10 protein-coding genes are annotated in these 12,392 nt (G+C 71.9%); 5 read left to right on the top strand and 5 right to left on the bottom strand.

Annotated features, from left to right (window positions below):
• Positions 1 to 24: 24 nt before the first annotated feature.
• From AB0K15_RS27365 to AB0K15_RS27355, 3 genes are all read right to left on the bottom strand, one after another.
• On the bottom strand, positions 25 to 399 hold the full coding sequence (locus tag AB0K15_RS27365; protein WP_364056254.1) for a Fic family protein: 375 nt from the start codon (positions 397 to 399) through the stop codon (positions 25 to 27).
• Positions 396 to 599 carry a hypothetical protein gene (locus AB0K15_RS27360; RefSeq protein WP_364056251.1) on the bottom strand — a complete coding sequence of 68 codons (204 nt, stop codon included), beginning with the start codon at positions 597 to 599 and terminating at the stop codon, positions 396 to 398. Before AB0K15_RS27360 ends, AB0K15_RS27365 begins: the two co-directional genes overlap by 4 nt.
• Before the next feature lie 1,175 nt (positions 600 to 1,774).
• Complete coding sequence (locus AB0K15_RS27355) at positions 1,775 to 2,680, bottom strand: LysR family transcriptional regulator (protein WP_364056248.1); 906 nt, start codon at positions 2,678 to 2,680, stop codon at positions 1,775 to 1,777.
• 107 nt (positions 2,681 to 2,787) lie between these two features.
• Here AB0K15_RS27355 and AB0K15_RS27350 point away from each other — a divergent pair, with 107 nt between their 5' ends.
• Both AB0K15_RS27350 and AB0K15_RS27345 read left to right on the top strand, forming a co-directional pair.
• Entirely contained in the window at positions 2,788 to 3,531 is a 744-nt protein-coding gene (locus AB0K15_RS27350; protein WP_364056245.1) for an SDR family oxidoreductase, read from the top strand.
• A 23-nt stretch (positions 3,532 to 3,554) separates the two neighbouring features.
• The gene (locus AB0K15_RS27345; protein WP_364056242.1) at positions 3,555 to 4,565 is read left to right on the top strand and encodes an alcohol dehydrogenase catalytic domain-containing protein; all 1,011 of its coding nucleotides are present in this window, start codon (positions 3,555 to 3,557) and stop codon (positions 4,563 to 4,565) included.
• Between the two features lie 26 nt (positions 4,566 to 4,591).
• Here AB0K15_RS27345 and AB0K15_RS27340 read toward each other — a convergent pair whose 3' ends face one another.
• A complete protein-coding gene (locus tag AB0K15_RS27340) occupies positions 4,592 to 5,527 on the bottom strand; it encodes a TetR/AcrR family transcriptional regulator C-terminal domain-containing protein (protein WP_364056239.1) in 936 nt (311 codons plus the stop codon).
• A gap of 119 nt (positions 5,528 to 5,646) precedes the next feature.
• On the opposite strand from AB0K15_RS27340, the gene AB0K15_RS27335 reads away from it, so the two are divergent.
• From AB0K15_RS27335 to AB0K15_RS27325, 3 genes are all read left to right on the top strand, one after another.
• Positions 5,647 to 6,768: an FAD-dependent monooxygenase gene (locus AB0K15_RS27335; protein ID WP_364056236.1), complete on the top strand. Its 1,122-nt coding sequence runs from the start codon at positions 5,647 to 5,649 to the stop codon at positions 6,766 to 6,768.
• Between the two features lie 204 nt (positions 6,769 to 6,972).
• The gene (locus tag AB0K15_RS27330; RefSeq protein ID WP_364056234.1) at positions 6,973 to 9,165 is read left to right on the top strand and encodes a PQQ-binding-like beta-propeller repeat protein; all 2,193 of its coding nucleotides are present in this window, start codon (positions 6,973 to 6,975) and stop codon (positions 9,163 to 9,165) included.
• 47 nt (positions 9,166 to 9,212) lie between these two features.
• A complete protein-coding gene (locus tag AB0K15_RS27325) occupies positions 9,213 to 11,669 on the top strand; it encodes a CehA/McbA family metallohydrolase (RefSeq protein ID WP_364056231.1) in 2,457 nt (818 codons plus the stop codon).
• Between the two features lie 40 nt (positions 11,670 to 11,709).
• Here AB0K15_RS27325 and AB0K15_RS27320 read toward each other — a convergent pair whose 3' ends face one another.
• Complete coding sequence (locus AB0K15_RS27320) at positions 11,710 to 12,270, bottom strand: GNAT family protein (RefSeq protein ID WP_364056580.1); 561 nt, start codon at positions 12,268 to 12,270, stop codon at positions 11,710 to 11,712.
• Between the last annotated feature and the right edge of the window lie 122 nt (positions 12,271 to 12,392).

Raw genomic sequence — 12,392 nt, 5'->3', positions numbered from 1 at the left:
GCGCCCGTCGTTCGGGCCGGGCGGCTAGGCGAAGTCGGCCAGGCGCGCGGCGATGCGCGGCAGGTCGAGGCGGCCCTGGACGACGTCGTGGACGAAGGGCTCGGCCGCGTCCTCGTCGAGGGGCGTGCGGAGGGGTTTGTCGTTGAGGCCGAGGAAGAACCAGGTGGCGGTCCAGGCGAGGCGTTTGTTGCCGTCGATGAGGGGGTGGCCGCGGCCGAGCGACTCCATGAGGGCGGCCGCCTTCTCCCACACGCTGGGGTAGGCGTCCTCGCCGAACACCGACGTCCGCGGCCGCGCCGCGGCGGCCGCGAGGATGCCCGTGTCGCGCACCGCGAGCTCGCCCCGCACCACCCGGCGCGCGACGACCATCAGGTCGTGGATCGTCAGGTACTCGGTCATCGCGCCAGCCGCTCGTTGAGTCCGGCGCTCGCCTCCAGCACGCGGTCGAGCACCGTCGCGCGCTGCTGGGCGCGCGAAGTCACGGCGGTCATCAGCGTCTCGCGCACGTACTCCTGCAGGCTCCGCCCCTCGGCGGCCGCCTGCCGTTCGATCTCCCGCACCTCGCCGTCACTGAACTCGACCGGCAGTACCTGACTCATGCCTCGAACCATAAGGCCTCACGCCGCCTGGCGAACCCTGGTTTACCCGGCCTGATTTCGCTCAGTGGGGCGGCGGCGGATACGGCCCGGCCGGCGCGTAGTGCTGCTGCGGTGCCTCCGGTCCGGCGGAACCCGGCATCGGCTGCCCTGGCGGCACCGGGCCGGCCGACTCCCGCCCGGGCGGAGCGGCCTTATCCGAGGAGAAGCCGTGCCGCGCTTGCCCGGGCCGCACCGCACCTTGCCTTGCTGCGCGGCGGCGGGCTTCTCGCGGCGGCTGTTCCGGCGGCTAGGTTCCCTGCCCATTCGGCGAGCCGGAACCCTGCGCCGGTCGGCCGGCTTCAGCCGGACCCGGCCACGGCTGCCCGGGAACAGGGCCTTGCACCGGCGGACCGTAGCCCTGCCACGCCTGTCCGGGCTGGCCCTGCGCCGGGGCGTCACCGGACCGCGCTTGGCCGGGTGGCACTGAGTCGGCCGTTTCCTGTCTGGGCTGGCTCTGCGGCGGGGCGGCGCCGGACTACGCCTGCCCCGGTGGCACCGAGCGGGCCGTCTCCTGTCCGGCCGGCCCTGCGCCGGCGGGGCGTCACCGGACCACTCCTGGCCGGACGGCGCCGACCCCTGCCACCCCGGTGTCGTGCTGCCCTGCCGGGCTGGCCCGGCTTCGCCGGCGCCCGGCCAGTGGTGCGCGGGAACGGAGCCTGGCATCGCCTGTCCCGGCGCCGCGCCGGCCGGCCATGCTTGCCCGGTTCCACCGGCACCCGCCCACCCGGGGGAGCCGATCCGGGCATCGCTTGCCCAGGAGTCCCTTGCCACGGTCGCCCGGGAAGCGGTCCGGGCATGGGTTGCCCCGGAGCCCGCTGCCGCTGCTGGCCAGGAACCGAACCGGGAATCCCGGCACCCGGCCAACCGGCTGGTCCGCCGTAGCCCGGCTGCCAACCCGGCCCGTCGGCGAGACGCGGCATCGCCTCCGGCAGAGCGACCGCCACCGCGGGCACAAGAAGCAGCACCGCGATCACCGCCGCCAAGCCGGCCGGCAGGAAGACGTCCCCACGCTGGGCGACAACCGAACGGAAGAGCCGACCTCGGGCCGGCACCACAGTCCGAAAAGGACAGTTCCGGCGAGCAAGCGACGATCATCGCAACGGGAGCGCCGGGCTTCGCCGCACCCGCAGGCCGACTCACGCCGGCGTCGGCCGGGTCACCCGCTTGCTCTCCGCCAGGAGCAGATCCAGCAGCGGGTTCGAGTTCTCCCGCAGCCAGATCAACGCCAGCCCCAACGGCAGCGCGTCCTCCAGTGGCAGCCACACCAGCCGCGGGTACGGGAAGTACGCGGCCGTCGACGCCGGGGCGATCCACGACCCGCGCCCGGCTGCCACGTGGTGCAGGCACTCCTCCGGCGTCCGGCCCTGCGGTCCGTAGACGGCGCGGGTGCCGTCGGGCCGAGGGTCGATGAACCAGAACTTCACCACCGCCTCGGGCATCCCGTCGCGAGGCCCGACGATCGGCTCACAGGCCAGGTCGGACACCTTCAGCGACGTCCTCGTGGCGAGGTGGTGCCCGGGCGGCAGCGCGACCCAGCGCGGCTCGTCGAGCAGCCAGTGCGTGACGAACCGGCGATCGTCGCCGATGGGCAGCCAGAGGAACGCGGCGTCGGCAGTGCCCGCGACCAGGGCGTCGAGCTCGTCGGGCAAGGTGTGGACGGCGAGGGCTTCGACCTCCACGTCGGGCGCGACCCGGCGCAGCGACGACTCGACGTCCGGCAGGAAGTGCGCGGTGCTCTGCGCCTTGAACGCGATCCGCAGCCGCCCGGACAGCCCCGAGCCCACGAGCCGCGCCTCTGCGACCATCGCCGAACACGCGGTGAGGAGTTCGCGCCCCTGCTTCAGGAACACCTGCCCCGCCGCGGTGAGCTCGACGCCGGAGGACCGGCGCCGGACCAGCGGGGTGCCGGCCACGCGCTCGAGCTGCCGGATCTGCCCGCTGACCGCCTGCTGGGTCATCATGAGCCGCCCGGCCGCGCGGGTCATGCTGCCCTCGTCGGCCACGGCTTCGAGGGCTTTGAGCAGGCGCAGATTCAGGTCCACCGCCCGATCCTCGCCACAACGGTTCGTTGTGGCAACCACAAGGATCCGGTGTTTCCCTTTCCCGCGCCCCGGCCGGACCATATCTGTATTGACACAGGGGAGCACCTATGAATCTAAGCGGTAAAGTTGCCCTCGTCACGGGATCGTCGAAAGGCCTGGGCAGGGCCATCGTGCTGCGGCTGGCGGAGCAGGGCGCCGATGTGGTCATCAACTACTCCCGCGACGCGTCCGCCGCGGAAGAGGTGAAAAAGGCCGCCGAGGCCCACGGTGTGAAGGCACTGGTGCACGCGGCCGATGTGTCTCAGGTGGACGGGATCGTCGACCTTTACGACGCGGCCCTCGCCGAGTTCGGCAAGATCGACATCGTCGTGGCCAACGCGGGAATGGAAAAGGTCAACATCCCCGTCACGGACGTCACCGAAGAGGACTTCGACCTCCTCTTCCGGGTGAACACCAAGGGTCCGTACTTCGTGCTCCGCGAGGCCGCCCGCCACATCTCCGACGGCGGCCGCATCATCACCATCTCCTCGAACACCACGACGGTTCCGCAACTGGGCGTCGGTCTCTACGGCACCAGCAAGGTGGCCACCGGTTACCTCGTGAAGGTGCTCGCGATGGAGCTCGGCCCGCGCCGCGTCACCGTGAACACCGTGGTGCCCGGACCGATCGACGGCGCCGGGATTTTCACCGACCCGGCCAACGACGAATACAAGCGCAGTTTGATCGAAATGGTCCCGATCGGGCGACTGGGCACCACGGAAGACGTCGCCGGTGTGACGGCGTTTCTCGCCGGAGACGAAGCCGCGTTGATCACCGGCCAGCAGCTCGTCTGCGACGGCGGAATGCACTGACCATCGAAAGGAATTGTGAGAAAATGACAGGGACAATGCGCGCGGCTCAGGTTCAGCAAGCGGGTGGCCCGTTCGTGCAGGTCGAACTCCCGATCCCCGAGCCGAAGCCGAACCAGGTGCGGGTGAAGGTGCACACGTGCGGCGTGTGCGGTGGCGAGATCATCCCCCGCATGGCGCTGTTCGGCACCAAGCTGCCGCGCGTGCCCGGGCACGAGATCGCGGGTGTCGTCGACGCGGTCGGCGAGGCCGTGACCCTGTGGAAGGTCGGTGACAAGGTCGGGGTCGGCTGGTCCGGCGGTGTCGACTTCACGTGTGAGTACTGCCGCCGCGGTGACTTCGTCAACTGCGAGAACCGCACGATCACGGGCACGTCCTTCGACGGCGGGTACGCCGAGTACATGGTCGCCCCCGAGGACGCGGTCGCCCGGATCCCCGAAGGCCTGACGTTCGCCGAGGCCTCCCCGCTGATGTGCGCCGGCATCACCGCCTTCAACGCGCTGCGCCACGCCAAGGCCGGCCCCGGCGATCTCGTCGCCGTGCAGGGCGTGGGCGGCGTCGGCCACCTCGCCGTCCAGTTCGCCAACAAGATGGGCTTCCGCACCGTCGCGATCAACCGCGGCCGCGCCAAGGAAGAGCTGGCCCGCAAGCTCGGGGCGGACGAGTACATCGACAGCAACGAAGGCAGCGTCGGCGAGTCGCTGAAGAAGATGGGCGGCGCCTCGGTGATCCTCGGCACGGTCGACCGCGCCGAGATGCAGTCGGAGCTGATCAACGGCATCCGCCCCAACGGTCAGGTGATCGTGCTCGAAGGCCAGAACCCGATCCAGGTCACCGGCCACACGCTGGCGGACTACCGGCTGAACCTCTCCGGCTGGTACAGCGGCGTGGCCCGCGACAGCGAGGACACGCTGAACTTCGCCGTGCTGCGCGGGATCCGGCCGGTGTACGAGGTCTTCCCGCTGGAGAAGGCCGAGGAGGCCTACCAGCACATGCCGAAGGCCAACATCCGCGTGGTGCTCCAGATCGCGGACTGACGCCCCGGTCCGAAAACGCGCCCACCTCACCCCGAGGGTGGGCGCGTTTTCCCGCTTGAGCGCAACCGAAGCGCGACGCCGTCGAGCAGTGAGCGCAGGCCGAGCTCGAACAGCTCGTCCAGGTCCAGGTCGTAGCCGTCCTCTTCGAGCGTCGTGAGCATCCGCGTGAAGACGGGGTGGCGCCCGCCGGCCATGATCGCCGTGTGGCCCGGCGCCTGCGTGGCCAGCCACTCGTCCTCGGTCAGCCCGGACGTGCCGGCCGCGTGCCGCTCGCGTTCGAGGTGGATGGCGATGCCCTGGATATAGCTGAAGAACAGCACGTGCAGGTCGCACAGCTGCGTGGCGGACAGGCCGAAGCCGTCGAGCGCCGAGAGTGCCTCCTCCGCGTGGGTGGCCAGGTTGGCCAGTGGCAACGGGCGCGTGATCGGCGACAGCTGCGCGAGCCAGGGGTGCCGCCGGTACAACGACCACAGCGTGCGGCCGGTGAGCTCGAGCCGTGCCCGCCAGTCGCCGGAACGCCGCGCCGGGTACCCGCGTTCGCCGAACGCCGCGTCGGCCATGAGCAGCACCAGCTCGTCTCGCCCGGCGACGTAGCGGTAGGGCGCCATCGCCGCGACACCGAGGCGCGCTGCCACTCCCCGCATGGACAACGCGGCGAGGCCCTCTTCGTCGGCGATCGTGATGGCCGCCCGGACGATCCGCTCGCGCGACAGGCCCGGCGGCCGCGGGCGGGCCTTCGGTTCGGTCTTCCGACCTGCGACGACGGTGCCTGACCGCGGTTCGGCGCGCACCAGCCCTTCCTGACTCAGCGCCGCGAGCGCCTTGGCCGCGGTGACCGTCGCGACGCCCCACTCGACGGCGATCCGGCGCGTCGACGGCACCTTCGCCCCCGGTACGAGCTCGCCTTCGGTGATCCGGCGGCGCAGCTCCGCGGCGATCTCCAGGTAGCGCTGCTCGGCCATCCCCGGCTCCGATCTGTACCAGTACAGCTGACCATCTGTACTAGGTCAGTTTTGGCATGGTTGCCTGGCCGAAGCCAGTGTGTGGTCCGTAAGGATACGACGAACACCTGGAGGAAACCATGCGCAACGTCCTCGTCTCCGGCGCCGGCATCGGCGGCCCGACACTGGCCTACTGGCTGCGCCGGGCCGGGTTCTCCGTGACCGTGGTCGAGCGCTCGCCCGGCCTGCGGGAGGGCGGCCAGGCGGTCGACGTGCGCGGGGTCGCGCTCGACGTGGTCGACCGGATGGGCCTCGGCGAGCAGGTGCGCGCGGCGCGGACGCGGATGCGCGGAATGTCCGTGGTGGATGGTTCCGGCACGGAGCTGTTCCGCTCGGAAGAGCACACCTACAGCAGCGGCCGCCTGGACAGCGCCGACGTGGAGCTGGTGCGCGACGACCTGATTTCCTTGCTGTACCAGGCAACCGAGCACGACGTCGAGTACGTCTTCGACGATTCCGTCACCGCTTTGCAGCAGGACGAGCACGGTGTGCGCGTGGAGTTCGAGCGCGGCGGCTTCCGCACGTTCGACCTCGTCGTCGGCGCCGATGGGCTGCACTCCGCGGTCCGGCGGCTGGCGTTCGGCCCGGAGGAGCGGTTCGCGCAGCACCTGGGGCAGTACCTGGCGATCTTCCCGACACCCAACCTGCTCGGCCTGGACAACTGGCAGATGTGGTTCCGCGACGGCGAAACCGGCGGCGCCGTGTATCCGGTGCGCGACAACACCGAGCTGCGGGTGACGCTCGGGTTCGCGTCCGCGCCGCTGTCCTACGACTACCGGGATGTCCCGGCGCAGAAGGAGATCGTGGCGAAGCGGCTGGCCGGCGCGGGCTGGGAGGTGCCGCGCCTGCTGTCCGAAATGGCCACCGCGCCCCACTTTTACTTCGACGCGATGCAGCAGATCCACCTCGACTCCTGGAGCACCGGCCGCGTGACCTTGCTCGGGGACGCGGGCTACTGCGCGTCGCCGCTCTCGGGCCAGGGCACCAGCCTCGCCCTCGTCGGCGCCTACGTGCTCGCCGACGAGCTCGCGCGCCACGACGACCACGCCACCGCGTTCGCCGCCTACGAAACGCGGCTGCGCCCGTTCGTCGCCGCGAACCAGGCGCTGGCGACGGAGAACCCCGGCGGGCCGGCGGCCGAGGAGTCGGTGGATCGCGCCAAAAACGCGATCAGTCTCACGTACTGTGCCGATCGTCACTGATCCGACCACAGTCACGGCCGAATGGCTTCGTAGCAACGGTTATGTGCCTCGCGGGGGGTCGGCCTGCTTTTGGCCGGATCAGTAACGCGCGCAGGCCCGGCAGAGCTTGGTCCGGCGTTCAACCTCCCCACGGCGGTACGTCAATTCGGCGTTACCCAATCAGGTGAAGGTTGGCAGGTTCAGCTTCACGAATGGAGGAACCTGATGGTCGACGAGCCCTGCCGCCACGACGGACTGCACCGAAGGGCGTTCTTCGGGCTTGCCGCGGGGGCGGTGGCGGCACCGGCGCTGGCCACGCTGCTGGGCGCCGCGCCGGCGGACGCCGCGCCCGGGCGGCCGGATCAGCCGGGGCATCGCCTGAAGTTCGCCGCCGTGTCCGACACGCACGTGAACACCACGAGCCCGCAGTCGACCACGTGGCTCACGCAGGTGTACGCCTCGATCGCGCGCCGCGACCCGGACCTCGTGCTGCACTGCGGCGACATCACCGACACCGGCCTGCCCGACGAGTACGAGCAGTACGGCAAGGTGCTGCCCGCCGCGCTGCGCGGGAAGATCCACTACTCGCCGGGCAACCACGAGACGCGGTGGGACCCGTCGGCCAAGGAGGAGTTCCACAGCCACTTCGGCCCGACGCCGTACTCGTTCGACGCCGGCGGTGTGCACTTCGTCGGCTTCGACCCGACGCAGGTGCTGCAGGAGCCCGGGCACTACGGGCCCGCCGGCCTCGACTGGCTCGAGCGCGACCTGCGCCAGGTGCACCGGGACACGCCGGTGGTGCTGTTCCAGCACTTCCCGTTCGGCAACCAGTTCTACTACGTCGACGACCAGCCGGCGGTGCTCGACGTGCTGGCGGAGCACAACCTGCGCGGTGTCATCGCGGGCCACGTGCACCGCGAGGACGTCACCCGGTTCAACGGGCTCACGCAGGTGACGCTGAACGCCGTGCGCAACGGCCCGATCTACTACTGGGCCGAGCAGACGACGGCCGCCGACGGCACCGCCGTGCTCGACGTGCGGCGCGTGACCGTCGCCGCGGACGGGGCCGACACCGAGGCGCCGTTCGCGACGGTGCCGCTGACCGGCGGCGGGCAGGGGCGCGAGCAGCGGCCGCGATACGTCCACGTGGGCAAGGTCTCCGGTGGTTCGCTGCCGGTCGAGGTGCGCGCTTCGGCCACGCAGCAGGTCGGCGTGCAGCCGTACCCGCAGGCCGTGTTCGGCGGCACGAGCCCCGGCGCGTGGTCGCCGCTCGCCGGTTCGGGCGACCGCTGGACCGGCAGCGTCGACGTCTCGGCGCTGGCGCCGGGACGGCAGCGGCTTCAGGTGCGCGTCAATGCGGCCGACGGCAGCTGGTGGGAGCAGGTCGCCCTGTTCACGGTGCCCGCGGTGGCCGGTGACCCGGTCGGCCGGTGGCAGCAGCAGCTTTCGGGTTCCGTGCAGGGCGGCGTGACCCTCGCGGACGCGCGCAGCGGTCTCGTGCTCGCGGCTTCGTCGGCCGGTGAGGTGACCGCATTGCGGCGCGGCGGCCACCGCGAGTGGCGTACGCAGCTCGGCCCGGTGTACCGGCGTCCGGCGGTGAGCGGGACGCTGGCTTTCGTCCCCTCGGCCGACCACCACCTGTACGCGCTGGATGTCCGGAATGGCCGGCGGGTGTGGGCGTTCGACGCCAAGACCCCGGTCGTCAGCGCGCCTCTGGTCTCCACTGTGGACGGACACGAGCAGGTCGTGTTCTCCGCCGGGCAGGCGTTGTTCGCGGTCGGCACCGACGGCCGCCGCCGCTGGTCCGTGCCCGCGCGCGGGTTCTCCTCCGGCCAGGCCGCGAGCGACGGCGAGCGCGTGTACACCTCGGCGGCCGACGGTTACGCCCGGGCGCACGACGCGCGCACGGGCAAGGAACTGTGGGCGTACCAGATGGTCTCGGGTGTCGAGAACCACGTCGCGCTGTACAGCGGGTGGGACACCGTGGTGGCGCTCGGGGGTGACGTGGTCGTCGTCGCCACCGTGTCGAGTGCGCTCGCGCTGGACCGGGCCACGGGTGCGCTGCGCTGGACGGTGGCCGGCAGCGCCATGTACGCGCCTCCGCTGATCGTCGGCACCAGTGTGCTGCTGACCACCGAGTGGGGCGTGCTGACCCTCGTGGACCTCGCCACGGGGAAGCCGTTGTGGACGACCAACCTCGCGCTGCGCGTGTTCAACGCCGGCGTCGCGATCAGCGACGGCACGGCGTGGGTGCTGACCGTCGACGGCAAGGTGATCGGCGTGCGGCTCGCCGACGGTGCCCGGCTGGGCTGGCTGCAGCAGAGCCTCGTCTACACCTTCGGCCGGCCGGTGATCGACGGCCGGACGCTCGTGGCCGGCGACCAGAACGGTGTCGTGCACGGGATTTCCCTCCCTTGAGTTCCACCGGCGCCCGAGCGGTTCCGGTGCCCGGAAGAAGGACAGAGATGGGCCTCACTCGAAGACAGTTCATCGTGGCGGGCGGCGCGGTCGCGGCGTCCGGCCTCGTGGCCACGCCGGCCGTCGCCGCGACCCAGGGACTCCCGTTCGGCGGGTTTCCCTTCGGCAGTGGCGAACCCCAGGGCCAGTGGCTCGTCGGCGACACGCACGTGCACGACGATCACTCGTCCGACGGCAGCCTGCCGCGCCAGACGTCGAAGCAGGCGCTGCCGGGCAACCTGCCCGTCGGTGACCAGATCGGCCAGGCGGAGAAGACCGGGCTGGACTTCCTACCGCTGACCGACCACCGCACGTACGACCAGCACTGGGATCCACAGTGGACGTCGGACCGGCTGCTGCTGATCCCCGGCGAAGAGGCCAACGGCTCGCCGCACGCGATCGTGCTCGGCGCGGTGGACAACGTCGTGGACGGCGCGAACCCGCCCGGCTCGGCGGCGTTCCGGCACGTGCAGCAGTCCATCTGGGACGCTCGGTCGCAGGACGCGGTGTGGCACATCGCGCACCCCGACGACGGTGAGTACAGTGCCGCGGGCGGCCCCAACGACAACGCCAGCGTGCAGGGCATCCACAACATCGAGGTGCTCAACGTCTCGACGAACCCCGATGCGCAGCTGGACTTCGCCGAGACGCGCTGGAACCGCGGCTACGTCACGGGCGTCACGGCCGCGAGCGACTGCCACTTCCGTGAGCTGTGGGACATCGCGGGCCCCGGCCAGCCGGCCACGCGCGTGTTCGCCGGCGACCGCAGTGTCCGCTCGATCCTCGACGCGCTGAAGGCCGGCCGGACGACCGTGTCCTCCGGCGTGTCGGGACCGTTCGTGACGATCGAGGCCGACCTCGACGGTGACGGCCGGTTCGAGGCCATCGGCGGCGACGAGACGGTGGTCCGTTCGCGGAAGCTGCCGCGGCGCGCGTCGCTGCGCGTGCGGGTCCGCCAGGGTGCCGGGACGCGCCTGCTCGTGTACGGCACGCCGGGCCGCTCCGCCGAGGCCCTGCTGGACACCACCGTGCGGGGGAACGACGACACACGCACTCTGCCGTTGAGCCTGTCCGGCGACCACGTGTGGTTCCGCGCCGAGGTGCGCTCGCCCGGCAGCGCGTCCGGCGCCGACGCCGACCCGACGCTGCCCGACCAGCTGCGCGCGGCGACGTCGCCGGTGTTCGTCTCCGTCGGCCGCGTGGCCACACCCACGCCGGAGATCCCGTTGCCCGCCATGCAAGCCGGGCACGACAACGCGACGGCGGTGCTCGGCGGGACCGGTGAGTTCACAGGGTTCGCCGACGTCGCGGTCACCGGCAACGACGTGCACGTGGTCGCGCAGCGGCACTCCGACGGCCGCAGCCGGATCGTCTACAAGCGCGTGGACCGCCGCGGCTTCGGTCTGTTCGAGGTCGAGCTCTCCAGCGGTTCGGGCACGGCCACGGCGCCGCGCGTCGCCGCTTCCGGGCGCGACGTGTGGGTGGTCTGGCAGGACGAGCGCGGCCACGAGCAGCCGCACCGCCCGGCGATCTACCTGCGCCACAGCAGCACCGGCGGCCTGCTCTTCGGACCCGCGCAACGGCTCGACGCCGGCACCGGCCGCGCCGTGCACCCGGCGATCGCGCTGCTTTCCGGCGGACAGCCCGTCGTCACCTGGGCCGACAACTCCGGCGGCGCGTTCGACGTCTACGCCCAGGTGGTCGGCGTCGACCCGAAGCCGGTCAACCTCTCGGCCGCGGGCAAGACGGTGAGCGCCGGCAACCGCGCGGCCGACGCGCGCTCGCCGCGTTACCCGGCTTCGGTGTTCCCGACGGTCGCGGTGGGCCACGGTGACCGCATTCTCGTTGCGTGGCAGGACGACCGGTACGACCCGGATCCACTGTGGACGGGCCACACACCGCCCGCCGGCCAGGCCGCGTCGGGGGGCACGGACCCGGACAACTGGCAGATCCTCGCCGCCACCAGGGCGGGCACCCGTGGCGGCTGGGGCGCTTCGGCCCAGGTCAGCGCCACCACCGACCGCGCCGACCGCCACCCGAGCGCGGCCGTCGACCACTCGGGCGCCTTCGTCGTCGCGTGGGACAGCGGCGCTTTGCAGAGCTCGGGCGCGAACCTGTCCCTGCGCTCGGCCCGCTCCGCCGACGGCCGGACGTGGTCGGCGGCCACGCCGTTCGCCCTGGAGCCGGCCGCGATGAGCCAGCGGCCCCGCCTGAGCCACGACCCGGACGGCACCGTTCGCGCCGTCTGGTACGACTCCCGCGCCACGGACTGGCGCTGGAAGGTCTTCACGTCGCGCCTCACGCCGGCCGGCTGGGCGGCGCCGGTCCAGCTCACGAAACCGGGCAACGCGACCTACCCCGCGGTGTCCGCCGGCCTCGTGGCTTTCGTCACGGACCGCAATGCGGTCGGGGGTCAACGCGACACTACGCAGCAGATTTGCCTCGTGGACACGGGCGGCCGCTGACGTGGTTGCCGGCCCGGTCGCCGTCCGACGGCGGCCGGGCTCAGTACCGCACGCGAGTCCGCCAGTGGCGTCCCCGTCGCCGGGTTCGCGAGTGCCGGCCCGTCCAAGGGCTGTCGGCGCTGTCCAGGCGCCGGGCGGCGAACGTGTCGGCGGTGAGGCCCATCAGCACCGGGTACGTGATCTGTCCGTGGAGTGCCTCGGTGTCGCGCACCCGGCCTTCTTCGCGGAACCCGAGCCGGGCGTGCAGGGCGAGCGAGGCGAAGTTGCGGCCGTGCACGCTGACCTCGCACTTGCGGTAGCCGCCCGGCCCGAACATCGTGGCGAGCAGCGTCGTGACGGCGTCTTCGGCGTACCCGCAGCGCCGGTGCTGCGCGCCGATCCCGACGCCGTAGCTGAACCGGCTCGCCGCGGGGTCCGTCCGGACCCAGATCGACCCGACGAGCGCGCGGCCGTGCAGCGTCTCGATCGCCAGGTGGCGATCTCCGCCGGACCCGGCCACTTCCGCGCGATGCGTTGCCCAGTGCCGGTAACCACCACCGCCGTCGCGATCGAACCCGACGAGGGCCCGCCGGTCGTCGGGACGGATCTCGCGCAGCCGCACCTGCCGCCCGACCCAGTTCTCCCGCACGGCGGCACGGCTGCCGGACAGCACCGGACGGGCGAGGTTGGCGGTCATCGGTACGGCACGGTACCGGGTTGCGCACTGACGTCTCGCAGGGCCGG

It is taken from the genome of Amycolatopsis sp. NPDC049253 (genome assembly GCF_040678995.1).
Taxonomy (GTDB): Bacteria; Actinomycetota; Actinomycetes; order Mycobacteriales; family Pseudonocardiaceae; genus Amycolatopsis.
Note: the sequence above shows the minus strand (reverse complement) of the source record. Positions and strands in the feature narration are given on the sequence as shown.

Coding starts and splice junctions, on each gene's coding strand:
- AB0K15_RS27360 (WP_364056251.1), bottom strand. CDS start 599: ATGAGTCAGGTACTGCCGGTCGAGTTCAGTGACGGCGAGGTGCGGGAG.
- AB0K15_RS27365 (WP_364056254.1), bottom strand. CDS start 399: ATGACCGAGTACCTGACGATCCACGACCTGATGGTCGTCGCGCGCCGG.
- AB0K15_RS27340 (WP_364056239.1), bottom strand. CDS start 5,527: ATGGCCGAGCAGCGCTACCTGGAGATCGCCGCGGAGCTGCGCCGCCGG.
- AB0K15_RS27325 (WP_364056231.1), top strand. CDS start 9,213: ATGGGCCTCACTCGAAGACAGTTCATCGTGGCGGGCGGCGCGGTCGCG.
- AB0K15_RS27345 (WP_364056242.1), top strand. CDS start 3,555: ATGACAGGGACAATGCGCGCGGCTCAGGTTCAGCAAGCGGGTGGCCCG.
- AB0K15_RS27335 (WP_364056236.1), top strand. CDS start 5,647: ATGCGCAACGTCCTCGTCTCCGGCGCCGGCATCGGCGGCCCGACACTG.
- AB0K15_RS27330 (WP_364056234.1), top strand. CDS start 6,973: ATGGTCGACGAGCCCTGCCGCCACGACGGACTGCACCGAAGGGCGTTC.
- AB0K15_RS27350 (WP_364056245.1), top strand. CDS start 2,788: ATGAATCTAAGCGGTAAAGTTGCCCTCGTCACGGGATCGTCGAAAGGC.